Source organism: Chitinophaga oryziterrae, assembly GCF_009758125.1.
GTDB classification, from domain to species: domain Bacteria; phylum Bacteroidota; class Bacteroidia; order Chitinophagales; family Chitinophagaceae; genus Chitinophaga; species Chitinophaga oryziterrae.
Genome location: NZ_WRXO01000010.1, coordinates 275,952 through 301,674 on the forward strand (window position 1 = coordinate 275,952; position 25,723 = coordinate 301,674).

21 protein-coding genes and 1 tRNA gene are annotated in these 25,723 nt (G+C 44.7%); 9 read left to right on the plus strand and 13 right to left on the minus strand.

Annotated elements, in window-relative coordinates; translation table 11 throughout:
• Window positions 1-97: 97 nt before the first annotated feature.
• The 3 genes from typA to GO495_RS27015 all read right to left on the minus strand — a co-directional run bounded on the left by typA (window position 98) and on the right by GO495_RS27015 (window position 5,616).
• Window positions 98-1,912 carry a translational GTPase TypA gene (typA, locus tag GO495_RS27005; protein ID WP_157303059.1) on the minus strand — a complete coding sequence of 605 codons (1,815 nt, stop codon included), beginning with the start codon at window positions 1,910-1,912 and terminating at the stop codon, window positions 98-100.
• A 365-nt stretch (window positions 1,913-2,277) separates the two neighbouring features.
• Entirely contained in the window at window positions 2,278-4,509 is a 2,232-nt protein-coding gene (locus tag GO495_RS27010) for a hypothetical protein (RefSeq protein ID WP_157303060.1), read from the minus strand.
• A 60-nt stretch (window positions 4,510-4,569) separates the two neighbouring features.
• Window positions 4,570-5,616, minus strand: coding sequence for a COX15/CtaA family protein (locus tag GO495_RS27015; RefSeq protein ID WP_157303061.1), 1,047 nt, complete (start codon window positions 5,614-5,616; stop codon window positions 4,570-4,572).
• Between the two features lie 159 nt (window positions 5,617-5,775).
• Between GO495_RS27015 and GO495_RS27020 the strand changes: the two genes are divergently transcribed.
• On the plus strand, window positions 5,776-6,192 hold the full coding sequence (locus tag GO495_RS27020) for a hypothetical protein (RefSeq protein WP_157303062.1): 417 nt from the start codon (window positions 5,776-5,778) through the stop codon (window positions 6,190-6,192).
• A gap of 79 nt (window positions 6,193-6,271) precedes the next feature.
• Here the strand turns inward: GO495_RS27020 and GO495_RS27025 are convergent, their stop codons facing one another.
• Window positions 6,272-9,286: a serine hydrolase domain-containing protein gene (locus GO495_RS27025; RefSeq protein ID WP_240915343.1), complete on the minus strand. Its 3,015-nt coding sequence runs from the start codon at window positions 9,284-9,286 to the stop codon at window positions 6,272-6,274.
• Window positions 9,287-9,586: 300 nt separating this feature from the next.
• Here GO495_RS27025 and GO495_RS27030 point away from each other — a divergent pair, with 300 nt between their 5' ends.
• From GO495_RS27030 to GO495_RS27045, 4 genes are all read left to right on the plus strand, one after another.
• A complete protein-coding gene (locus GO495_RS27030; protein ID WP_157303064.1) occupies window positions 9,587-10,174 on the plus strand; it encodes an adenylate kinase in 588 nt (195 codons plus the stop codon).
• A 132-nt stretch (window positions 10,175-10,306) separates the two neighbouring features.
• Window positions 10,307-11,302 (plus strand): GTPase ObgE, encoded by a 996-nt coding sequence (obgE, locus tag GO495_RS27035; protein ID WP_157303065.1) that lies wholly within the window; start codon window positions 10,307-10,309, stop codon window positions 11,300-11,302.
• Window positions 11,303-11,408: 106 nt separating this feature from the next.
• Entirely contained in the window at window positions 11,409-12,131 is a 723-nt protein-coding gene (locus tag GO495_RS27040) for a hypothetical protein (protein ID WP_157303066.1), read from the plus strand.
• A 64-nt stretch (window positions 12,132-12,195) separates the two neighbouring features.
• Window positions 12,196-12,855, plus strand: a complete 660-nt coding sequence (locus tag GO495_RS27045) for a DUF2306 domain-containing protein (RefSeq protein ID WP_338075474.1) — start codon at window positions 12,196-12,198, stop codon at window positions 12,853-12,855.
• On the opposite strand, the gene GO495_RS27050 is transcribed toward GO495_RS27045, so the two are convergent.
• From GO495_RS27050 to GO495_RS27060, 3 genes are all read right to left on the minus strand, one after another.
• Window positions 12,821-13,945 (minus strand): tetratricopeptide repeat protein, encoded by a 1,125-nt coding sequence (locus GO495_RS27050; protein WP_157303067.1) that lies wholly within the window; start codon window positions 13,943-13,945, stop codon window positions 12,821-12,823. The genes GO495_RS27045 and GO495_RS27050 overlap by 35 nt on opposite strands.
• Window positions 13,946-14,040: 95 nt before the next feature.
• Window positions 14,041-14,113, minus strand: a tRNA-Thr gene (locus GO495_RS27055).
• Between the two features lie 39 nt (window positions 14,114-14,152).
• On the minus strand, window positions 14,153-14,464 hold the full coding sequence (locus GO495_RS27060) for a YbaB/EbfC family nucleoid-associated protein (RefSeq protein WP_157303068.1): 312 nt from the start codon (window positions 14,462-14,464) through the stop codon (window positions 14,153-14,155).
• A gap of 66 nt (window positions 14,465-14,530) precedes the next feature.
• Here GO495_RS27060 and GO495_RS27065 point away from each other — a divergent pair, with 66 nt between their 5' ends.
• Entirely contained in the window at window positions 14,531-15,781 is a 1,251-nt protein-coding gene (locus GO495_RS27065; protein ID WP_157303069.1) for an NAD(P)/FAD-dependent oxidoreductase, read from the plus strand.
• A gap of 45 nt (window positions 15,782-15,826) precedes the next feature.
• A complete protein-coding gene (locus tag GO495_RS27070; RefSeq protein ID WP_157303070.1) occupies window positions 15,827-16,888 on the plus strand; it encodes a DUF2891 domain-containing protein in 1,062 nt (353 codons plus the stop codon).
• Between the two features lie 31 nt (window positions 16,889-16,919).
• Here the strand turns inward: GO495_RS27070 and GO495_RS27075 are convergent, their stop codons facing one another.
• The 4 genes from GO495_RS27075 to GO495_RS27090 all read right to left on the minus strand — a co-directional run bounded on the left by GO495_RS27075 (window position 16,920) and on the right by GO495_RS27090 (window position 20,908).
• Entirely contained in the window at window positions 16,920-17,222 is a 303-nt protein-coding gene (locus GO495_RS27075) for a Dabb family protein (protein ID WP_157303071.1), read from the minus strand.
• Between the two features lie 27 nt (window positions 17,223-17,249).
• Entirely contained in the window at window positions 17,250-18,449 is a 1,200-nt protein-coding gene (locus tag GO495_RS27080) for an FtsX-like permease family protein (protein ID WP_157303072.1), read from the minus strand.
• Window positions 18,446-19,096: an ATP-binding cassette domain-containing protein gene (locus GO495_RS27085; RefSeq protein ID WP_157303073.1), complete on the minus strand. Its 651-nt coding sequence runs from the start codon at window positions 19,094-19,096 to the stop codon at window positions 18,446-18,448. Before GO495_RS27085 ends, GO495_RS27080 begins: the two co-directional genes overlap by 4 nt.
• Before the next feature lie 63 nt (window positions 19,097-19,159).
• Window positions 19,160-20,908, minus strand: a complete 1,749-nt coding sequence (locus GO495_RS27090; protein WP_157303074.1) for a DUF4836 family protein — start codon at window positions 20,906-20,908, stop codon at window positions 19,160-19,162.
• Between the two features lie 266 nt (window positions 20,909-21,174).
• Between GO495_RS27090 and GO495_RS27095 the strand changes: the two genes are divergently transcribed.
• Window positions 21,175-21,462 carry a YciI family protein gene (locus tag GO495_RS27095; RefSeq protein WP_157303075.1) on the plus strand — a complete coding sequence of 96 codons (288 nt, stop codon included), beginning with the start codon at window positions 21,175-21,177 and terminating at the stop codon, window positions 21,460-21,462.
• Between the two features lie 75 nt (window positions 21,463-21,537).
• On the opposite strand, the gene msrB is transcribed toward GO495_RS27095, so the two are convergent.
• Window positions 21,538-22,002: a peptide-methionine (R)-S-oxide reductase MsrB gene (gene msrB / locus GO495_RS27100; RefSeq protein ID WP_157303076.1), complete on the minus strand. Its 465-nt coding sequence runs from the start codon at window positions 22,000-22,002 to the stop codon at window positions 21,538-21,540.
• Window positions 22,003-22,273: 271 nt separating this feature from the next.
• Between msrB and mutL the strand changes: the two genes are divergently transcribed.
• Window positions 22,274-24,187 carry a DNA mismatch repair endonuclease MutL gene (mutL, locus tag GO495_RS27105; protein WP_338075475.1) on the plus strand — a complete coding sequence of 638 codons (1,914 nt, stop codon included), beginning with the start codon at window positions 22,274-22,276 and terminating at the stop codon, window positions 24,185-24,187.
• Here the strand turns inward: mutL and GO495_RS27110 are convergent, their stop codons facing one another.
• On the minus strand, window positions 24,188-25,657 hold the full coding sequence (locus GO495_RS27110) for a gluconokinase (RefSeq protein WP_157303077.1): 1,470 nt from the start codon (window positions 25,655-25,657) through the stop codon (window positions 24,188-24,190).
• Window positions 25,658-25,723: the final 66 nt, after the last annotated feature.

Below are 25,723 nucleotides of genomic sequence, written 5' to 3' on the forward strand. Positions count from 1 at the left end.
ATGTAGGCATTGGATACGCATTCAATATACGCAGGAGATAAAACAAAAAAACCGTCCCGGCTTACGCCGGGACGGTTATATCTTAAGGAAGGATTGATTAGCCTACGCTATCAGCCTTCATTACTTTTTGTTGTCTTTTACGTTCTTCTTCGTCCAGGATGGTTTTACGCATACGGATGTTGTTTGGCGTAACCTCGATACACTCATCATGCTGGATGTACTCCATACATTCTTCCAGTGTCATCAGGGTCTTAGGAGCAATGCTGGTAGCACCATCAGTACCACTTGCACGCATGTTGGTCAGTTTCTTTCCTTCATTAGGATTCACTACCAGGTCACCAGGTTTATTGTTTTCACCGATGATCATGCCTTTATAAACTTCTTCTCCCGGATCTACGAAGAAGAAACCTCTGTCCTGCAGTTTATCAATAGAGTAACCGGTAGTAGTACCGTTTTCTTTAGCGATTAACACACCGTTGTTACGGCCGGGAATTGGTCCTTTCCATGGTTTGTAGTCATTGAAACGGTGCGCCATTACTGCTTCACCGGCAGTACCGGTCAGCATCTGTGTACGTAAACCGATCAGACCACGCGAAGGAATTTCGAATTCCAGATGCTGCATGTCACCTTTGGTTTCCATGATCAGCATTTCACCTTTACGACGGGTAACCAGGTCGATCACCTTACTTGCAAACTCCTGAGGTACATCTACCACCAGTGTTTCATAAGGCTCACATTTCTTACCATCTACTTCTTTCAGGATTACCTGAGGCTGACCTACAGTCAACTCATATCCTTCACGACGCATAGTTTCGATCAATACACCTAAGTGCAGGATACCACGACCATATACCATGAAGCTATCTGCACTGTCTGTATCCAGCACACGCAGCGCCAGGTTCTTTTCAGTTTCCTTCATCAGGCGGTCACGCAGGTGACGGGATGTAACGAACTTACCATCCTTTGCAAAGAAAGGTGAGTTGTTAATGCTGAACAGCATGTTCATCGTTGGCTCATCCACCGGAATGATCGGCAATGCTTCCGGTTCGTCGAAATCAGCAATGGTATCACCAATACCGAAATCTTCAATACCTACTACTGCACAAATATCTCCTGCTAAAACTTCTGTTACTTTCTTTTTACCCAGCGCTTCGAATACATACAGTTCACGTACACGGGTCTTCTTGATAGTACCATCTGCCTTCATAAGAGAAACAGGCTGGTTTTCCTTGATAGAACCACGTGCTATTCTTCCTACAGCGATACGGCCAAGGAATGTAGAGTAATCCAGTGATGTGATCTGCAATTGCAGGGTACCTTCAGCGATCTTAGGTTCCGGAACATATTTCAGGATACCATCGATCAGTGGGGTAATATCTTCGCTTTGTGTTAATGAATCGTTGAACCAGCCATTCTTACCTGAACCATAATAGGTTGGGAAATTAAGCTGTTCTTCTGTAGCATCCAGGTTGAAGAATAATTCAAATACTGAATCGTGTACTTCGTCAGGACGGCAGTTTGCCTTATCCACTTTGTTGATAACAACAATTGGTTTCAGGTTCAGTGCTAATGCTTTCTGCAGAACGAAACGGGTCTGAGGCATTGGGCCTTCAAAGGCATCCACCAGCAATATTACGCCGTCTGCCATTTTCAACACCCTTTCAACCTCACCGCCGAAGTCGGCGTGACCAGGGGTGTCTATCACATTGATCTTCACACCTTTGTATTGAACAGAAGCGTTTTTACTGAAGATGGTGATACCACGTTCTCTTTCCAGGTCATTACTGTCCATTATCAGCTCACCTGTTTCCTGGTTATCACGGAAAACGTTAGTGTGATGGAGGATCTTATCAACCAGGGTAGTCTTACCGTGGTCTACGTGCGCAATAATTGCTATGTTACGGATATTCATAAATCTTGTTAAAATGATTCTGGCTGACGACGAAACGTCAGGCCAAAAGAAGGCGCAAAGTTACAACAAAATGTGGAAAAAAGGGGGATAAGATCTTAAATAATTGTGATCAATGTGTTAACGCGGAAGTTTATCATTCAATCTGCTGATTAGTAATGGATTATATAATTTATCGGTAGCGTCTGCTTTGACCGGTACTATATTAATCTCCATAAATCATGACCTGAGTTACTGATATAGTCTTGAACAGGAACAAAACAGGTTTATCCTCCGTTTATCCTCCGTTAAAAAACGGAGGATAAACGGAGGATAAACCTGTTTTGTTCCTGCTTTGTTCCTGTTTTGAAGCCGGTAAGGTACTATCCTTATTGTTTTATCAAATGCATCACACTATCAAATAATTGCTGATTCGCGGGATTATCCAGCGCTCCTGCAATATCTATCTTTTCCCTGGACGTAAGGTGCAGGCTCAATGCTGCCGACCTATCTTCCTTCTGCGGTACATACTGGAAAATGATCCGGTTTAACTTCCCGGGGAAATACCCCTGCAGGTAGGTCAATTCATTATCCTGTACAAAATCCTGCATAGCACTCCAATGCTGCTGCATGGTGAATAAAGGGTCAAACATCATATCACTCAGCTGCATGGTCTGTTTTATCCCCCCGATATCATTTTTCCTTGTATCCCTGATCTGTATATACACGACACCACTGGTATTCTCATTAATCCAATCCCGGAATGTATGCAGGAAACGCATAGAGGTCTCCTGTCCAAAGTTATCACGGATTCCCGCATCCATTACGTCCACAATAGGATCGCTGGGCAGGAAAACATTGGGTAATACATAAGGGAAGGTAGCGCACATACGGATAGCGCTGGTCACCCGCATATTCATGGCCCCCTGACCGGCAAAATATTCCCCGAAATCCACGCCGTCCACATCCTGGAACCCTGGCTTGGCGGGACTATACTCCGGCGCACACAAGTAACTCACCGGCTGGGGAGAGATAATCAGCCTGCGCCCGTCTGCATTAATAGTAGCCGTCCATATCAGCATCGGAATGATTGCTTTCTGCTCCGGTTCCATGTAGTAGCCCAGTGTTTTGGCCAGCACATTATCCGTATTGGTATTCAACTGCATTTCAAATGCATATCCCCGGTCTTTTGCGTACCGGTTATCCCCTATCTTAAAACTCCTGAAAGGCGTGATAAAATCATTTACTGCAAGAGAGGTAAATACAGGGTTCAGCAAATCCCTTGCCGTTCGCTCTGTATAAATGCTATCATGTAAGTTGATCTGTTTCCCCTGTTGTTTTTCAAGGTAAAGCGCCCTGAAATAAGAAGCCCCTATCATTCCCCCGGAAGCGCCCGTCATCAGAAAAGTATGATTCATCAGGTCGCCATGCATCAGCGTATCCAGACGCTGCAATACGTTCATGCTCCAGGTGGCGGCACGTAACCCTCCACCGCTGCAGTTAACAACGATCAGCTTAGGCTTTTTCCCTGCCGGGAAACGGGCCTTCCAGTTTTCAAGGATCTTCAGCGTCTCCAGTTTGTCTTTAGCAGCGCGTTCTAAGGTGAAAAACTGTTGCAGAGACGTTACGCTATAGGAAGGCCTGCCACTCTTTTCCTGGTAATTAAGCCCGTAGCCTTTATTGCGATTATCTACAAGGTTATGCTTCACCATCCAGTTAAGTCCTAACAACATTACCAGCACCATTGGTATTGCCCAGCTTTGCAACAGGTAAGCGTAAGCGCCTGCCACTCCTATCAGGAACGCAAAAAAGATCATCACATTCGCCCCTGCCGGAATACGGAAAAAGGAATGGTCCATCATATAAGCCAGGAAAACGAGGAACAACAATGCGCAGCCTACTGTAATCATGGCGGCAAAGTGATGTTGTTTCAGGATACTATCGAGGTAATGCTTGTTGTAATGCTCCACATTCCTTGCCCGGCGCATTTTCCAGGGGGAATTAAAGTAATTATGCACCGTCAGGGCGTTCTCATCTTTCTCCTGTGTGGGCTTAAGGACGGTACGCACGAAATTGCGGGTATTCCCGAATTTCTTACCCAGCCGGCGACCGATGTTCTTATCTGCATTAAAGAAATAGAAAAAAGAGAAGACGATGACGAACAGGTATCCGCAGATAAACCCTTCCGCCAGTAATAATATTTCCGGCACTGTACTTAGCTGCTGATAACGCTGGTACTCCCAACCCCGGTATATCAGGTTCCCCATGAAAGCAAGCGGGAAAATAGAGTTATTGAGACAATATTTGAAGAACGGCTGAGTCGTAGTAGCCAGGAATTTGAAACGACCGGTATGCAGGATGAAGGTGGTGATATTCCAGCTCATGGCAAACAGCCCTGTAGACAACCCCAGAATAGTAGTGCTGTAGAAATTTACTTTACCCAGGTATTCCGGCGCCAGAAAGAGCGCATCACCTCCAAATACCTTAGCAAAGTTGCCGTTCACTGTACTAAAAAGTATCGCCCAGAAAATAAGCAATACCTGGTACTTGCGAAAATGCAGCAATAACAGTTGTATCGGGAAGGAATAATAGATCTTTACCAGCAGAAGTTTCACTTTCATCCGTAACGCAATTACAACTAAACTTACGAAAAATTGTAATATGCGACTGGCCGGAACTAATTATCTTACGCGGGCACGACTGAGAAATAAAGTCCATAAGAGCGACAGTAGCAGCATCATACCAGTAAACTGATGTAAAATTGCGAGCAACATCGGAATTTTCACCTGACTGCCCAGCAATGTCAGCACCCCTAACATTACCTGTAATAATACCAGCATCAAGGGTAAGTAACGGACCCTGTGTAAAAGACTATGTTCAGGTGTTTCAGCAGCTTTCCACCACCAGATGGTTACCAGGATGGCAATAATATAGGCCAGTCCGCGGTGAATGAATTGTATGGTGATCTGATTTTGGGTGATGTTCCACAGGAAACTGTTATGCGAGAACATATTGCCTGGTACCCACATTCCATTGATATCCGGCCAGGTATTGGCAGCCAGCGCAGCATGCAGTCCGGCCATAAAAGCGCCATATATCAGTTGTAATGTAAGCAGCCCCAATATCCATATGTTCAAACGGGCCAGACGCGGCCGGGATAATATTTCAGTTCCGGGTGTACTTAATTTAAGTGCAAACCAAAGTGTATAACAAGCGAGGATAAGGGCTGCAATAAAATGGATTGCCAGCTTAATATGATCTACATACAGGTTTTCAATGTTTAGTCCGCTCTTCACCATGTACCAGCCAATAACACCCTGTAATCCACCCAGCAGAAACAGTATGATCATAGGTTTCACCATGGTACGGTCAATCATCTTCCTCATCAGGAAGTAAACGAACGGTACAGAGAACACTACACTCAATGCCCTTGCCCACTCGCGGTGCAACCATTCCCAGAGGAAAATCCCCTTAAAATCAGAGAGCGTAAAATGATTGTTCAGAAACTTGAACTGTGCGATCTCTTTATAACCGTCAAAAGCCTTTTGCCAGGCTTCTTCACTCATTGGAGGCAGCGCCCCCATCAGCGGGTCCCATTCTGTAATAGACAATCCTGAACCGGTCAGCCTGGTAATTCCCCCAAGTAATACCTGGATAATGATCATTCCCACTCCTACATAGAGCCAGATTGCTATCAGTCGTTGCTTTTGTAATGTTGAAGTTCCCATAAACGCCAGCAAAGGTAGGGAATGTCAATTAATCCTTTCTTAACATGTCGGTAATATTCAGTTAACCTTAGGCATAGATCTTTGCGGCGAAATAAGGAACCATTGTATTAGCTAATACGGCCCTAAACATCAAAACATAATCACACAAAAAAACTTTGTATGAAACACATACTGGTATTGGTAGCTATCCTGCTGAGCCTCTCATCCGTTAACGCCCAGGAAAACACATATGCTTACAACGAAAAAGCCTCTTTCATTAAGGATGAAACGCCTGTTGCAGCAGCATCTTTCAAACTGGAAATTGCCAAATTAGATCAGGAAGACCTCGTTTTCCGCATAACAGTTGAAAATCCCGGATCAGAAAAGGTGATCCTCAGCATAAAAGATGCAAACAATGTAGTACTCCACCAGGAGTCCCTTCCGGCTACCCTTGTTTACAAGGCTAAGTTCAACCTGCAGGGACTGGAAGACGGTAACTATACTTTCGAGATCAGGAAAGGGAAAACTAAACTGGCAGAAAAATCAATAGACATAAGAACAGAAACAAGTATTAACCGAACAGTATCCGTACAGTAAGATATTAATACTAAAAAAATAGCGCCAGGTGAATGGCTTTTACAGCATATTTCACCTGGCGCTATTGACTATTTAAGCCTTATTTACCTTTCTCTATCGCTTCATACAACGTTTCCATCATATTCTCCCGCACATGCATACTGCCTAATTTCTTGTTATCCCCACCGGCAGGACATACCCTGTTGCTCAGGAAAATGAATACCAGATTCGATTGAGGATCTACCCAGATACAGGTGCCTGTAAACCCGGTATGACCATAAGTAAGCGGCGAAGCGCTCTTACAGGGATAAGGATCTCCGTGTTTGCCGTTATCCTTTTCCGGTTTATCGAAGCCCAGTCCGCGGCGGCTTACATTGCTGTTATACCCGGTGAATAACTGCAACGTTTCCGGTTTGATATATTGCTTTCCATTATAAGATCCTCCGTTCAGCAACATCTGCATCAGGATGGCCAGATCTTCCGCATTGGAGAATAATCCGGCATGCCCCGCAACACCTCCAAACATAGCGGCTCCCGGATCATGTACATCTCCGCGTATCCACTGCATACGGAAAATACGTTCATTTTCTGTTGGGGCCAGCTGTGCTAAAGAGAAACGCTCCCTTGGCTTAAAGCCGGTGGTGGACATACCCAGAGGCTCATAGAATGTTTCACGTACATAATGATTCAGTTTCTTACCGGTGATCTGTTCTACCACCTCTCCCAGGAAGATAAAGTCATTGTCACTATATACATATCCCTGCTGTGGTTTCAGCGGGCTTTCCAATATCCGTTTGAACAGCGTATCCGTATAACTGCTTTTCAGGTACAGGTGTTCTGCTACCCTTACAGAATACAGGGAATCTGCATAACTGTGATAAAGTGCAGTGTCTGGTACTACGCCACCGATCAGTGTTTCCTTATAAAAGGCGATGAAAGGTACCAGTCCGGCCTGGTGTAATAATACATCCCGTATACGCAGTCCGGCTTTATTACTACCCTTCACCCAGGGCAGATAATCTCCCAGCGTGGCATCCAGGTTCAGTTTGCCCTCATCATACAAATGCATTATGGACATTGTTGTAGCACAAACCTTTGTTACAGAGGCCAGGTCATATATAGATTGGGAAGTAACCGCTTCCCGCTTGCCATAATCGTATGCGCCAAAGTTTTTGTCATATACGATCTTACCATTTTTCATTGCCAGGATCTGGCAACCAGGAGCCGCCCCCTTCCTGATCATTTCATTCGCCAATACATCTATATGTTGTAATACCTGGCTGTTCATACCTACTGCTTCCGGTTTCACATGCTGTAATTCCAGTTGTACCGGCGGCGCTGGCGGCGGAGCCACAATGCCCGTCCCATAAGGGAAGTTAGGGCATACGGTTACCGGTAATGTCCCCATTGGCGGAAGCTGTCCGAATAACAGCCTGGCAGCTTCCCGTTGTGTATTATCATCATCTTCGTAGGCTGCCACAATCGTAGGCGCATCGCAGAAATACTGGATAGCGTAAGGGTTCCCGAATACTACCGTCGCGGTTGGCATCTCCTGCTGCAATTGCTGGATCAGCAATCTTTCAGCTGTGCTGATGTTAAAGTTGTTGGCCGGACGGCGGCTATAATTATGTAAACCAATAATCACCGCCTGGTAATCCCTTTTCAGCCGTTCCACTACCTGTCCTACCTGGTTCTCCGGTTGACGGGCAGTAAAAATGTAGGTAGCCGCATCCGGGCGTAATGCTTTGATCGTTTGTAAGAACGCGTTATTCACATCTGCACCTACAGCTATTACCGCTACTTTACCCGGTGTATGTTCATTAAAGGGTATCAGGTGATTATCGTTCTTTAATAAAGTCAGCGCTTTTTCAGAGATTCTTTTGGTTAAAGAGTCTGTAGCTGCATTCAGATCATTGGTAAGATTAGTGGTATCTATTACCTGTGGCTTGTTTAGCCCCATCTGATATTTAGCATGCAATACCTTTTTCACACGCAGGTTCACCTCATCCCAGGTAATCAGGTCTTTTCTGATAGCACGTTTGATAGCGTCCACACTCCCTTCTGCCGTAGAGGGTAACATCAGCATATCATTACCTGCCAGCAGTGACTTTGCAGATTCTTCTCCGCCTGTATAAAACTTGGCGATCCCTTTCATTTCCAGTGCATCGGTAATAACGATGCCTTTATAACCCAGCTCCTGCTTTAGCAGTTTGGTAATAGTATTATAAGAGATAGAGGTAGGTGTATTAGGGGTACTGTCTATAGCCGGAACATACAGGTGTGCGATCATGATGGATCCTACGCCGGCAGCGATGGCCTGTCTGAAAGGATACAGTTCCAGAGAATCCAGTTGCGCCCTTGTTTTACGAATAGTAGGCATATCCAGATGGGAGTCCACATCAGTATCTCCATGACCCGGGAAGTGTTTGGCACAGGCCCATACGCCCTGGTCCTGCATTCCTTTGATGGTCTGTACCCCCATTCTGGCCACCTGGTATTTATCCTGCCCGAAAGAGCGGTCATTAATAACCGGGTTATTGGGGTTGTTATTCACATCCATATCAGGGGCATAGTCCATATGGATGCCCATCCGGCGGCATTGTTGCCCCAGGATCTTACCGGCATCATAGGCCAGGGTGCTATCCTTTACTGCGCCTATCATCAGGTTGCGGGGCAGGCTGATAACACTATCCAGCCGCATACCCAGCCCCCATTCTCCATCAATGGCTATCATCAGCGGTGTCTGGGAAACAGACTGGTAGTAATTGGTGAGTAGTGCCTGTCTTACAGGTCCTCCCTGGAAAAAGATCAATCCCCCCACCTTATTTTCCCGAATATCATCAACTATTTTCTTAACATGATCCGGCCCCAGGTTAGAATGTGCCCTGATCATAATCAGTTGTGCAATACGTTCTTCGGAATTCAGTGAAGCAAAGACACTGTCTACCCAGTGGTCTTCCGGGTTTTCTCTTTTGACTACCCGGGTTTTGCTTTCTTGAAGTGGTTTATCAGGTCCTTTCTTGTCCGGATTACTTGGATTTATCCTGGTTGATACTCCCGGAACACTGCCCGCCAGGAATAACCCGGAGAGCCCTAAAATCAGTAATTGCTTCATAATCATTGGCTAAACTTACGAATTAATTGTTTTTTTACATATTTCATAATTTCCCGATTGACGTGGTCCGGCAGTGTAAACAACTACTTTTACAGTAAAGTTCATAACGTTCTTTCCATATCTGTATCTATAAAATTTTTTAAGCCCCCTTAAAAATAATCCATTATTTACAGCATATCATTGAATGATATCTATTAAATTTCTTAAATATTTTACATTATTCAAGCAATATCAATTTTAGTTACCTATACATTCAATTGTTTATTATATTTGTACTCTTGCTAAAGATTTTATAAACACATGGTCAATATCATTTTATTTGGCCCTCCCGGTAGCGGTAAGGGTACACAAAGTGCTAATCTTATTGAAAAATACGGACTTATCCACCTGGCCACGGGAGATTTACTACGTAGTGAAATAGCGGATAAAACACCTTTGGGCATGGAAGCCAAGAAAGTAATAGATCAGGGCTTACTGGTTCCGGATGAAGTAGTGATCGGCATGATCAGTTCCAAGCTGGATGCCAACCCGGAAGCAAGAGGGTTTATTTTTGATGGTTTCCCACGTACAACTGCCCAGGCAGAAGCGCTTGATAAGCTGTTATCATTGAAAAAAACATCTATATCCAATGTACTGGCACTGGAAGTACCGGAAGATCAGTTGATTGCCCGTTTACTGAACAGAGGCGCAACTTCCGGCCGCAGCGATGATGCCAATGAGGATGTGATCCGTGCACGTATTGTGGAATATCATAACAAAACGGCTCCTGTTGCTGATCATTATGCCAAATATGGCAAGTTTAAAAAGATCAGGGGAGAAGGTGAAGTATCCGAAATATTTGACCGTTTAAGCAAAGAAATCGATAGCCTGATAGAAGAAAAAGTATAACAGGCAACCGCATATATTTTAAACGCAAAGATTGTAAGTATGTATTTTACTTAGTAAAATGCCTGAACTTAACGATCTTTGCGTTTTTACGTTTTATACGAAGCGTTGAAAAGCACGCAAAAATTATAAACATTGGAAAGAGGTAATTTCGTTGATTATATAAGAATATCTGCCAAGTCAGGCAAAGGTGGGGCTGGAAGTGCGCACTTTATGCGCACCAAATACAACCCCGAGGCTGGTCCGGATGGTGGTGACGGTGGCCGTGGCGGACATATCATTTTAAAAGGTAACTCGCAGTTGTGGACACTGCTGCACCTTCGCTGGTATAAGAACGTAGTGGCAGAAGACGGCGCAAACGGACGTGATAATAACAGTACCGGCCACAACGGCGCAGATGTGATCATCGAAGTCCCCCTGGGTACCCAGGCCTTTGATGAGGAAACCGGCGAAATGGAAGTGGAGATCCTGCATGATGGCCAGGAAGTGATATGGGTTCCCGGCGGACAAGGCGGCCGTGGTAATGCCTACTTCAAATCTGCAACCAATCAGGCACCTGAATATTCTCAGCCTGGTATGCCGGGTAAAGAAGGCTGGAAAGCCCTGGAACTAAAAATGCTGGCCGATGTAGGACTGGTAGGCTTCCCCAATGCAGGTAAATCTACCCTCTTATCTACCATCACAGCAGCTAAACCTAAAATTGCAGATTACGCGTTCACGACCCTTACCCCTAACCTGGGTATGGTAGCTTACCGCAACGACCGCTCCTTCTGTATCGCGGATTTACCAGGAATTATAGAGGGTGCACACGAAGGTAAAGGTCTGGGACATCGTTTCCTTCGCCATATAGAACGTAACCCTGTGTTATTGTTCCTGATCCCGGCAGATAGTCAGGATCACCGCAAAGATTTTGATATCCTGTTAAACGAGCTGGAGCAATACAATTCCGAACTGCTGGATAAGAAATTCATACTCGCGATCAGTAAAAGTGATATGCTGGATGATGAACTGAAAACAGCTATCGCGGAAGAACTGCCAACGGATATACCGCATGTGTTCATTTCTTCTGTAACCCAACAAGGGTTATCCGAACTGAAAGACCTGTTATGGCAGGCATTGAATACTAAGTAATCTCATATTCATATAATAGAAAAGGCGAAGGATATCCTTCGCCTTTTCTATTATCAGGCTATATCTCTAATGGGAATATTTTATTATTTTGTGAAAATTTTATCCTGTGAAATACATTATCGGCGCATTTTTATTTATCACATTGTTTAGCAGATGTAAATCATCTACCCACGAACATACCACATACAATATGACCGTTTTCCCCGACGCAGAAAAAGCAAGCGCGAAAGGTCTTTATAAAGGTGATTTCGCGGGGGACCCTATTTACCTGACCATTAATTTCGCCAGTGGCAAACACGTAGCCGGTTATAATGTCCACAAAGGATTACGTCGCAACCTGAGTGGTACCATGCAGCAAACCGCTAATGGCTGGGAACTGGTGATCAATGAACCAGGAGATCATCCCTTTGATGGTATATTTAAACTGGTATTTGACAGCGCCTTCACTTCCGCAAAAGGAGAATGGAAACCGTTAAATGTCCCTTCCAGCCTCAAAGAAAAAAATTTTACTCTCGCCCGCATAGAGATGCCTGACAATGGGGCTGACGGCTTATATCATGATGTACTGAATGGAGATCATTCTGATATCACTTTCCAGGAAGATGGCAACTGCATATTCAACTACTATGACAAAATCAACGATTCTACATTTGCAGAGCAGATGAATACCGTAAGAGGAACCTGGGAGAAGAAAGATACCACATTGTTGGTAACCTGGCATAAAACAGCACAATGGGATAAGGATAAAAGTGTTTTTGCGATCATGTTAGATGGCTCGTCTATCACGATTGTTACAGGAGAAGGATACGAGTTCACCACTCCTTTTTAATAAAACACCTGTCAGCAAATACAACAATGCGGATCTTCGATCTCACAAGCGCTAATATTAACCGGTGATTAAACGGATCTTACTTTATATACTGGCAGGTTTAATACTGTACGCCTCCTGGCTGATGCTGTTATTAAGCCTGCCTTATACTTCCTTCAAACCACATGTGGATTTCCTCATGACCAAACAGCTGGTCTACCATCTCCGGCTGTGGAGAGTGAGCTTTTACACACATGTATTTGTCAGTATTCTTGTACTCCTCACAGGTCTTTTGCAGTTTAACTGGTATCTCTTAAAAAAATATCCCGGCGTGCATCGCACATCCGGGAAAATATATGTTCTGATCGTCTTATTATTCAGCGGCCCCAGTGGCCTGATAATGGGCTTTTATGCCAATGGCGGATTACCGGCCCGTATCAGTTTTGTAATACTGGCAACCCTCTGGATGGTGTTTACCTATATGGGATGGCGTTATACCCTCCAACGTAACTGGCAAAAACATGCGGCCATGCTTATACGCAGTTATGCCCTTACACTATCCGCTCTCACCCTCCGGTTCTACGCATTCCTGATCGGCACCTTCCATATCCCCCTGCATCCTGTTAACAGGTATATTCTTATCTCCTGGCTGAGCTGGACATTAAACCTGCTGATTGCTGAAGCCATCATAAAATGGGGCTTCGAAAAAATCAACCGTTCATTCCCAGCAAAATCTGCTGCTTAACAAAATGCCCGTCAGCGGTAATAGAATAAGTCTCCTTATCAATCTCTTTTGATTCGAGTAACTTATTATCCTCATATCCTGCCGTATCCGGGCTCTTCTCGTATACCTGTTTGAACAATCCTATCTGGATAGTTCCGTTCTGCTGTATGGTCGCTACTTTAAAAGGTTCGTCCAGTTGTTTCTGCCCGCCAATCAACAGTTTATCAATCAGTTTACCCAGCTTATCAAAACTTACAATATAATATTGTGCTGGTGCCGATCCTTCCATTATTACATCTTTCACTGCATAGATCAGTGTTTTTACACTGTCGCTGTTTTTAACAAGTCCTACGTGATAATATTCACTTCCAACTTCACGGGAAAATTGTGCGTTCCTCATTTCAGGAACAAAGCGTTCGTAATCATATGAAATATAATCATCCCCCAATTTATCTGCATATTGCATATCCAGGGAAACAGGGAAACTCAATGGTTTAAACTCATGCCAGAAAAGGTTCCACTGTAACTTTTCGGGGTCAGTTGCACCGCTCAGGGCAGTTGTAACCACACTGCGAAATTCAAACTCATTATCTTTTCTCAATGCTTCGAGGTCCTTATCCGCAAAGATATTTTTCACATTACTATACCCGAATTCTATCGCAGATACCAGGTAATATTTAGCCCATTCATTATCACCCAAACGGGAATACGCGCAAGCCATATTGTACAGCACCTTATGTAATGGTTTATAATCCAGCAGTTCCGCTATACCATATGCCTTAATAGCCTCTCTCAGTTCCTGCTTATCAAACAAGGCGTTACCCAGTTCGTAATAAGCTTTGGCTTGTGGCTTCAGCAAAATGGATTGCTTAAATGATTCAATCCCACCATCAGGGTTTTTCTTGTTCCTGTATTTGTCTATCCCTTCAAGGAATAACTTATCTGAAGCACCGTTTTTTTCAGCAGCGCTATGTGCTATCAACAATACAGTATCCTTATCATACAGATTACCAGCGCTTAAATGAATGGCATCAACAGTAGCTGTTTTCTTTGAAGAGGGGGTACACGCAAACAAACAGGTACCGGCAATAAAGAGAAATAGATATCGCATAAGTTAAAGATAACACCAATTATCATAATGTGATAATCCCTGAGGTAGCCACATAAAAAAAGCATTCATAACCTGGTTATAAATGCTTCATACTGAGCCAACCAAGGGGCTCGAACCCTCGACCTACAATTTACGAAACTGTTGCTCTGCCAGCTGAGCTAGGTTGGCGTTATGTCTATGATAAAAATAACGTATTATACCGCAGTCCTAGAACAGTCCACCTAATCCGCCCATCATACCACCGGCAACTCCTTTCATTTCATTTTCCCAGGCATTCTCAGCATTTTTCAGGGCACGGTTCAGTGCTGTGATCACCAAATCTTCCAGTTCTTCTTTGTTGTCTTTTTCCAGCAAACGTTCTGCAATGTCTATGCTTTTTACTTCGCGGTTACCGCTAACGGTTACCTTCACGGCGCCATCTCCGGCCTCTCCGTCTACAGTAATCCCGGCAAGACGGAGCTTACTGTCTTTCATTTTTTCCTGCGCTTCCTGCAGCTTACCAAAAAGATCTCCAAACATGGTATGTCGATTTAAAGGCGCGAAGATATTCCACTTTTCTTATCTTAACACTTTAATTGTATAGGAATGTTAGAAACCAAAGTATGTATCGTTGGGGCAGGACCCGCAGGAACAGCTGCTGCGCTTCAACTGGCCCAACTGAATATCGATTGTATCATTGTGGATAAAGCAGTATTCCCGCGCGATAAAGTTTGTGGAGATGGATTGAGTGGAAAAGTAATCACTGCCCTTAACCGTATAGACCCAGCCATTGCAACCCGTCTTAAGGAGGCCAATTTCAAGTTGAACAGCTGGGGGGTTACATTTGTATCTCCTGCCCGTCATAGCCTGGATGTTGGTTATCGCCCGGACTATAACAGCAAAGATGGCAGTCATAAGGAAACTCCAATCGGGTATGTATGTAAACGCATGGACTTCGATAATTTCCTGGTAGATGAAGTGAAACGCCGGAAAGAAATACAACTGCACGAAAATGTTAACATTGAAAGCTACGAACTGACCAGCGACGGATATATCGTTACCGGTAACAAAGGCAGCTTCCAGGTGAAAGCCCAATTGCTTATTATCGCTAATGGCGCTCATTCTTCCTTTACTAAGAATGTTGCTAACATAACCATAGAACATAAACATTATGTAGCCGGCATCCGTGCCTATTACAAAAATATAAGTGGTAATAATCCTGATAACTTCATTGAACTGCACTTCCTGAAAAGTCTCTTACCTGGTTATTTCTGGATATTCCCCTTGCCAAACGGGGAAGCCAATGTAGGTGTGGGTGTACTAAGCGAAGCGGTACGCAAAAAGAAAATGAACCTGAAGAAATCTATGCTGGATATCATAGAGAATGATCCCGTTTTTAAGGAACGTTTCAAAAATGCGGAATTGACCAGCAGCATAGAGGGATATGGACTTCCTCTTGGCAGTAAGAAAAGAGTGATCTCCGGCGAGCGTTATATGCTGGTTGGTGATGCCGCTTTCCTTATAGACCCTTTCACAGGCGAAGGTATTGGCAATGGGTTGTACAGTGGCCGGCTGGCTGCCTTAGAAGCCGCAGAAGCTATCAGGGCAAATGATTTTTCAGCGGCGAAACTGGCTCACTATGATGCTGAAGTATACCGCATTATGGGACCGGAACTCAGGTTGAGCCACCGTTTGCAAAAGCTGGTCAACTTCCCATGGTTGTTTAATACGCTGATGAAAGTAAGCAGTCGTAATAAACAACTGCAGGAGTTATTATCCTGTATGTTCTATGAGGTAGACCTGCGGAAGAAGCTGGCCAAACCGTCTTTTTATCTGAAACTGCTTTTTAACAGATAACCAGTGAAACGAACATTAACACTATCCGTTTTAACCTGTTTACTTATGCCCGCAGCATTTGCGCAACAGCCACTCTACACACACAATAGTGCCGGTAACCTGGAACTTACGGTACAGGGTGCCGCTCACCTGGCCCAGTTACCGCTAAGGTGTATGCAACAGGAATTCCCTTATAAAACAGGGATCGTATTTACAGATACATCCCTGGTAACAAATCCCAGAACATACCACCCGGCGTTCTATGGCTGCTACGACTGGCATAGCAGTGTTCACGGGCACTGGATGCTGGTACGCCTGCTGAAATCATTCCCGGACCTACCACAAACAGCAGAAATCAGGACCAAACTGTCACAGAACCTGACAGCAGAACATATCCAACAGGAGCAACTCCTGTTCAACAACAAAGAAAACAGAGGGTTCGAACGCATCTATGGCTGGAGCTGGCTGCTGCAACTGCAACGCGAGCTGCTTACCTGGAATGATCCTTACGGACAACAACTGGCCGCCAATGTACAACCACTGGCCACACAGTTCTCCAAAGCATACATAGACTTCCTGGGTAAACTGATGTACCCTATCCGGGTAGGAGAACATACCAACCTTGCCTTTGGCCTCTGCCTGGCATGGGACTATGCAGAAACCGCAAAAGATGCCGCCTTACAATCGGCTATCCGGCAGGCAGCCATCCGCTTTTATGCAGCAGACAAAAACTGCCCGGTATCCTGGGAACCCGGTGGATATGATTTCCTCTCTCCCTGCCTGGAAGAAGCAGACCTGATGTGGCGTATTCTGCCTCCCGCTGAATACCAGACATGGGTACAGGCATTCATTCCGGAACTGTTCAAAAAAGACACGCACATTTTTAAAGTAGCAGAGGTAAAAGATTATACAGATGGCAAACTCGTACACCTGAACGGGCTTAATCTGAGCCGTGCCTGGTGCCTCTATAATATTGCCCGGCACAGTAAAGTAAACGCAAACAATATCCTGAAGATGGCGAACGAACATCTGGAAGCAGCCATTCCTCATGTTGCCAGCGGAGACTATGCCGGTGAACACTGGCTGGCTTCTTTTGCTGTATATGCCCTTACTACAGAAAATAAATGAAAAAGGCCGGTGTAACACCGGCCTTTTTCATTTAAATAGTTTCGGAATCAAAGATCACTACCTTTTCCCACAGGTGCTTGCAGTTCTCTATAAATGCCAGGTGTAAAGGGTGTTTCTGATATACATCGTGGCCTTCCAGATCGTTAAATATAGCCAGCTCACAGTAACTGTAACTCCTGTCAATAACAGGACGGTCTGTAGAGGCAGGTTTACCCACATTATATAATACCAGTGTCTCAATGGCGCCCAGAGAATTAGCGCTGTCTTCAAATTTTTTGATATCAGCAGCTGAAAGGCCGGCTTTCAGATAAAAATTAACAACGTGTACAAACATCTTTCAATATTTAATAAGGATACAAAATTAACTGATCTCTCCTACATACTTCCGCACATTCAGCAGGTTCACGATGTATACCAGTAACACTACCAGTATAGCGGCGCCAAATGTAAAAACAGACAACATAGGCGCAACAAACATATTATGGGTAGCCAGTATACCGGATGCCCACCATTGTAAACCAGCCAGTACCAGCAAGGCTGCAATGCCCGTCACAATATACAGCGGAATGAACTGACGCATCAGGTAACGGCGCAACTGACGGGGAGCTGTTCCCAGTGTTACCAGCAACTGGATCTCACGTTTGCAACTCGCTATTACCAGTTGAATGAACATACTGAAAACCAGCAATGCAAACAGTAATAATATAACGCCGAAGAATCCTATCACAGATACGATCGTTTGCACGATCATCTTTGTTTTGCTGTATTTTATTTTATCCTGGTTGGTCGTATACCCTTTATCATCCAGGTATTGCACCAGTATGGGATTGGAAGGGTCTTTTGTTTTGATGATCACCCGTGAAGGAGCTGCTATCTCTCCGTTACCGAATTTCTGATTGGCCCATTCCATGAAATTACCAGGCACCAGGAAAGAGGAAATACGATCAGAGAAGCCAACAATACGCCCTGTAAATTCCTGCGTGATCAGTCCTTTGGATATCGTGATCTTCATTGGCAATGCTTTCACTGTTTCCTGGGAAATCTGTGGCAGGTCCTGACTCAATGCAAATCCAAAGTTATACAGGTTCAGAAAATCATTCGGCAGGATGATAGGGATGGTATTATCACCGGTATTCCATTTCCAGTCTTCATTCTTTACATCGATAAAAGCATCTGGTACGGATTCAAAAAACATATCTGTATAGAAATGTAGTTCACCGGGAGCGGCAGCTGTTACCTTAAACTGGTTAGAGGTAATATAACCGAATGCATCTGTGAATGATTGTTTTTTAATATCGGCAATCTCCTCTGGGGAGAACTCACTTTTAGTTGGTTGCCCCATCATTGCATTGGTGATCTTTTTATTGATCACTAAAAAGTCGGCGCTTTCATTCTGGTTCTGCTGGCTATGCAGCAGCTGGTCAAAATCCGTATGTGCCTGTATCGCCAGCAGCAATAGCAGCATCGCGATAGCAAGCCCCAGTGTGGCCATCAGTAAGCGGGTTTTGCCAATGCCGGTTTGTATGATCTTCCTGAGTAAGCCAAAAAACGATTGCATCATAAGTTATAGTGTGTGTCATACGCGAACCTGGTATCATTATCCAGGTCTGTTAAAATAAAACCGGCGCCACGGGCACGGCACTCTTCTCCTATCAGGTCAGCTGCACGTTGTGCATTCTCATTATCGAGGTGACTGAATGGTTCGTCCATGATCAGCCATTTAAAGGGCTGTACCAGTGCGCGTATGATAGCGATACGCTGCCGCTCTCCGTAGGAAAGGGTTTTGCCGCTTTGAGACAGCACATGGGTAACGTTGAGGCGGGCGGCCATCTCTTTTACCTTTTCGGTTGTACAGTATGGCTGGGATATCATCACCCGTTTCAGTTCAATATTCTCTTCTGCGGTCAATTGTTCAAAGATGCGCAGGTCCTGGAATATTACGCTCACCTGCTGCTGGCGCATGGTGGCAATCACTTCTTTATTGTAAGACTGCCACAACCTGCCATCCACCAGCACCTGGCCGGTATAATCATACCTGATATGATACAGGTAATGTATCAGCGTAGTTTTACCTGTACCGGAAGGCGCTTTTATCTTAACAAAATGTCCCGGTGTAAAGGTTACTTCCCTGTTCCAGATGTCTGACGACCGCTGCAATACTTTATCCCGCAGTGGAACAGGCACCAGGTTCTCTAACTGTATCTGCATAACTGTAATGTATAAAAAACCCGGCTTCTTACGAAGCCGGGCCATATTAAAGTTTGATAAAGATTAGTGGACTATTGCAGCAGTGGTATCTGCTGTTATGGCTTCCGCTGCTTCTTTCTTCTTTTTATCCTGCATGTATTTGGCAACATTTGTTCCCAGGTTCACCAGTTGCACCAGGCTGTTCTCGTTTTCATTTTTGAAGTTCAGTACCATGTGAGAGCGTTGTACCTTACCATCAAATTTTTCAGAAAGAATAGTGGCATCTTTCAGCAGGTTCTTAAACTGAACAGCCAGTTCTTTACCGTCTGCGGGAACTTCTTCATCAGGAATATTGTTGACGATCTTTTCCACGTTTACATAACCTCCTAACGGATTACCTTTTATTTTACTTACGAAACTGTTATCCAGTCCGCCGGCTTTTGATTTACCATCCAGGTACTGTGTCAATACATCGTTATCAGATGCAACGGTCACCAGCTTGTCTGTAATAGATACAGATGGCACACCTGGCATCTGCTGAGTCATTACATAATGATCACCCTGTTTGGTGAACATACCGCCTAACATAGGAGACGCCATTACTTTATTGAAAGCAGTTTTATCGCCTACTTTCATTGCAAAGATCCATTTGGCAGAAGGGTTGGTGATGCTGTCTTCCGGGAAATAAGGGTTAGGTTTTTTGCTTACGGCAAAGTCGGATGCCACAAATACCATCTGTCCTTTAAAAGCTGCCAGGATATCGTCCATGGTGAGTCCTGAGCTGTGCAGGGTCATGTTTACGATACCGTCCATACCGGTGCTTTTTATGATATCACCCAGCATGCGGAAATCGAAACCATATACCAGGAAACCGGTAATGTTGCTGGAAGGGTATTTTTCCAGCATATCCAGGTCTGCTTCCTGCGTACCATATTTCTTGTATATAGCAGCCAGTTCTTTACCCACATAAGAGGAACCTTCCATTACGATCTTTCCTTTATCAAAGTTCACAGCACCGGTATAATAACTACCGGAGATGATTTCTTTAAGATTGGCAGGGATCATGGTAGCCTGTGTGCTATAGATTGGCTCCGGATTCATGTATACGCTTACATCAGCATCGCCTTTCAGCAGGTCTTTGAAAGCTTCAATAGTACCGGCAGTTTCCTCTTTTTTCAGGTGAAACAGGTGATCAGTTTCTGCTACCCATGTATCTTCTTCAGCGCTGGCAACAGAGGTTACCACGCGGGCCGGGGCCGCAACAGCAGAATCTACTGCTTCTGCGTCCGTACCAGGATAAGCAGGAGCTGCACCACCCGGCATACCGCTTTTCAGTTTGTCGGCGTCTATACCTTTAACATAGATCACTGTCTCTTTATTCCAGCCGATCACAGCGTGCTGGTCTTCTTCCCAAACGTATTGGAAATCCTTTTTCGTTTTCAGGGAGTAATTAGCAATATTCTTTTTCAGATATGCTTCAAACTTTGTGGCATCTTTCAAACCACCGGTCATACTAACATACGACTGCTGGCTGCTGTTAAATACAACAGACAGGAAGAAGTTACTCTGCAGGTCTACTCCGGAGTTCTCTGCATCTTTCCATGCCTTCGCTGCCGCATTGGCGGTATCTTTTTCCTGTACAGCTGTAAACAGCTTGTCCATGGTAATACCGTTTGTGATCAGCTTTTTGCTGATTTCCTTGCTGTTGATGTTCAGTACTACACCAGCTGTTTTGGGGATATACTTACTTTGTTCCGGCAGCTTGGAACAAGCAGAGAATACGACCGCTGCCGTAACAGCGGTTAACAAAACCTTGGAAATGTTTTTTGTCATAATCAGGGGATCAGATTTAATAATAATATTATTGTACGCTAAAATACTCAGTTTTTCGTTAGTACAATATAGATGCTATCTATTAAATTACTCTTTTTATGCATGTATTACATATAGCATCCAGTATTGGTTAATATACTATCAGATCTTAGGCAAGAGTCTAATTTCTAGCTATTTATTAAAAAAATTAAAGCTGCAATAGTTTTATACCTTTGTACAAATGCCATCCTGATCATGATCTTAAATCCTATTATCGAAGCGCTATTATGTACTTAATCATGTTGCAATATATCCGTCCCGTAGCTGCCGTAGAACACTATATGGACCAGCACAGAGCTTTTCTTGATAAGTTCTATAAAAGTGGACAGTTTATTCTGGCCGGACGAAGAAAGCCTAAGTCCGGAGGTGTAATTCTTTGCAAAGCCTCAAGCCGGAAAGAGGTGGAACAAATTATGAGTGAGGACCCTCTGGATAAATACCAGCTGGCACTTTATGAGATTATTGAATTTGAGCCAACGTCTTACATAAACGAACTGCAAGCTTACCTTTCATAAATAAAATGAGGAAAGACGAATTACCGGGATGTTTACTCCCTGCAATTCGTCTTTCCTTCCTTTTATTATTCCCCCTTAGTGTTTTTCTGTATAGTGCTTCTCTGCGCTCTGTGCTTTATCAAAATCCAGTATGACTGAATTGATACAGTAACGCAACCCTGTTGGTGGAGGGCCATCATCAAATACATGCCCCAGGTGTGCCTTGCAACGCCCGCACATCACTTCCGTACGCTGCATTCCGTGTTCATTGTCCGGTGCATAAATAACACTCCCCTTTGTAATAGGTTCAAAAAAGCTTGGCCATCCGCAACTACTCTCAAACTTGGCATCAGAAACAAATAAAGGGTTACCACATGCGGCACAGTAATAAGTACCTGCTTCCGTATTGTTCCAGTATTTCCCTGTAAAAGCCCATTCAGTGCCTTTTTCACGGGCAATGTTATACACCTCCGGGGATAGCTGTTCTTTCCATTTATCGTTGGATAGGCTTACCTTGTTGGTGTCTGTACGGGAGTACACTTCACTCTTTTTTCCTTCCATAGTCTTATTTTTTGCCCCGTTCTGTGAACAGCAGTAATTGCAAACTGACACAGCGACACTCAAAATTATCAGATTCCCCCTGTTCATTGCTAAAATTTTAACCGATTAACGTCTCGTTAACAAGCTTCTGATGATTAACCTTTATATTGGCTCCTTTCTTAAAACTACGATTTGTATAGTATCCCCGTTTCATATGAGAGAGCATCGTGCTGCATTTAACATTTTAGCAACCATTAAACTTTCCTAACTTTACGCTAAAAGGACACCATAAGTGGCGGATATAATCAATCTATTACCAGACAACATAGCCAATCAGATAGCAGCAGGGGAAGTGATCCAACGGCCGGCATCGGCAGTAAAAGAACTGCTTGAAAACGCTGTGGATGCAGGAGCTACTGAAATACAACTGATTATCAGGGATGCAGGCAAGGAATTGGTGCAGGTGATCGATAATGGAAAGGGAATGAGCGAGACTGATGCCCGTATGTCTTTTGAAAGACATGCTACTTCCAAAATACAAACCATTGAAGACCTCTTCCGTATACGTACCATGGGATTCCGGGGAGAAGCCCTGGCATCTATCGCCGCCGTATCGCAGGTAGAGCTGAAAACCCGGCTTCGTGGTACAGACCTCGGCACCTATATAGAAATAGACAACAGCGCGGTAAGGAAACAGGAGCCCTGCCAGACAGCAGAAGGTACCAGCATTGCCATGAAGAACCTGTTCTTCAACGTTCCGGCACGTCGTAACTTCCTGAAAAGCAATGCCGCAGAAATGCGGCACATCGTAGATGAGTTCATCAGGGTGGCCATGGCCTTCCCACAGGTACAGTTTACCCTTAATAATAATAACACCCAGCTGTTTTACCTGGAGAAAGGTTCGCTGAAACAACGCATCATCTCCATCCTGGGCCAGCATTACAATGCCCGCCTGGTGTCTGTAAAAGAAACTACAGACTATATGGATGTAAATGGCTTTGTAGGCAAACCGGAAACAGCCAAGAAAACACGGGGCGATCAGTTCTTCTTTGTCAACAACCGTTTTATCAAAAGCCCCTATCTGCATCATGCTATCATGAACGCTTTTGCGGAAATGATACCGGCAGACAGCTACCCTTTATATGTCCTGTTCATAGACCTGGACCCTGAACATATAGATATCAATGTTCACCCTACCAAACAGGAAATAAAGTTTGATGATGATAAAGTGATGTATGCATTTGTACAGTCTGCCGTAAAGCACGCACTGGCACAATTCAGTATTACGCCTACCCTGGATTTCGAACTTGATCCGGGTATTCAGCAACTGGATGCCATCAACAAACCATTTACGGAACAGCAGCAGACTCAATCCGCCAGTGGCTCCTTATATAAGACCTTTACACAGGCTAACCAGGCCCATGTAATTGATAACAGCAGCAATCTTAAGCATTGGAAGGATTTGTATGATATAGGAAAGTCTGATAGTTTTTCTACCAGCAGACCGGCTGCGGATACGGGCAGATCTTCTGTGAGCTCCCCTCTTTATAATGAAGAGCCTGTTCCTGATGCTACGCCACGCACCAGTAGCTTTTCGGCTTCTTCTTCTCTTATAGATGAACGCTGGCAGGATACTACCATAGATCAGAAAGTACCGGTACAGGTACACCAGCGATATATCCTCTCTCAGATAAAATCGGGATTTATCCTGATCGATCAGCAGGCGGCCCATGAACGCATTCTTTATGAAAGATACCAGCGTGCATTACTGGACAGTCCTGTGCCGGTTCAGCAGAACCTGTTCCCGCAGACCCTGCCTCTCCTGCCGGCAGATGCTGCGCTGATCTCTGAAATGTTACCTGACTTACTGGTATTGGGCTACGACCTGGAACCTTTCGGGAACAATACCTTTGTGGTACGTGGTACCCCCGCTGATATACAAAGCGGTAACGAACAGGCCAGCATAGAAGGCTTACTGGAGCAGTTCAAGAACTTCAGTAATGACCTGAAAGTAAACCGCCGCGAGCAACTGGTACGTTCCATGGCCCGCAACAATGCTATCCCTGCCGGTAAATCATTGACAACAAGAGAGATGCAAAACGTAATTGACGAGTTGTTCGCCTGTGCAATGCCTACTTCCTCCCCCGGCGGAAAGTATACTTATATCTCATTTAAACTGTCTGATCTTGCAAAGATGTTCGGGTGATTATATCTCTCTGAATATCTCTTTCAAAGCGCCATACAGTTTTTTATAAACTGCATATGCTGCCTGGTATGTTTGCGCATGTGCCGCATCAGGGGTAAATACCTTATCAGGCAGCACTGCTGCAATATCCGGCACGATATTCAATGCCTGGAACCCCAGCAGAACGGCCCCCATCGCCGAAGCATCCCCTTCTCTTTGCAAATACATGGGACGCTGGAAGATATCCGCCAGTAACTGTACCCATTCGGCAGAAGCGGTAAACCCGCCACTCACGGAGATCTTATTGATCGTTCCCGCTGTTTCTTCCAGTGCATTTGTAATACTTAACAGACCAAAGGCCATTCCTTCCAGCATGGCCCGCATAAAATGCCAGGCATTATGCTGTGGCTGTACGCCGATATAGGCCCCCTTGGTATGTCCATCCCATACCGGCGCTCTTTCTCCATGCAGATATGGTAAACACAACAGGCCTTCAGACCCGGGAGCAATGGCTAATGCCTGTTGCAAGGCCCCATCCACGGACATCTTCTTATCGGTTACCGCCTGCACAAAAGCATCCAGAAACCACCGGACCAGCACGCCCCCGTTATTAGATGCCCCACCTGTAATAAAATACCCTGGTGTAAGTACATAAGTAAACAAACGCCCATATGCATCCGTCACCGGTCTGTCTATCGCCATCCGCACCGCGCCACTCGTGCCTATCGTTAAGGTAGCATGTCCGGCATCCAGCGCATTACTGCCCAATTGTGCCAGGCAGCCATCACTACCTCCGGCTATAAATTTTGTTGTCACCGGTATACCCATCTCTTCTGCTACCACTGGTATTAAACCGGTTATAATGCTTTCACTGGGAACAGCTTCCGCTAACTGCTCTGTTGTAATTCCTGCCAGTGATAAAGAAAGGGTATTCCATTGCAGGTCGTGAATATTAAACAATCCGGTTGCTGAAGCAATAGAATGGTCTGTGATATAACGTTCAAAGAAATGATGGAAAATGTATTCCTTGATCCCGATAAATTTAGCGGCTGATTTGAACGTCTCAGACGCCTGCTCCCGCCACCAGATGATCTTACACAGGGGAGACATGGGATGTACCGGTACGCCGGTCTGCCGGTATAACATCTCCCGTTCGCTTATCCTGTCTGCTATCTCCTGGCTACGGTTATCGGCCCAGATAATAAGTGGTGTTAACGCCTGATGGTCCTTATCTACTGCCATCACGCTATGCATCGCACAGCTGAATGAAATAGCCAGCGGGTCCTGTTTTAATAAAAGCGCTACGCTGCGTATACCGCTCTTTACCGCTTTCAGGATTTCTTCGGGGTCCTGTTCACTATAACCGGGTTGAGGCTGTTGGGTGGGATAATCCTGCTGGTGATGCGCCATCACCTTTCCATTTGTTTGCACAGCTATTACTTTGGTACTGCTAGTTCCGATATCCACACCAATGAGATACGATGCCTCCATAGTTAACTTATAAATAATGGTTAAAAGTCTCCGTTCCTACTATTTCTCTTTTATCCCTTAAAAATA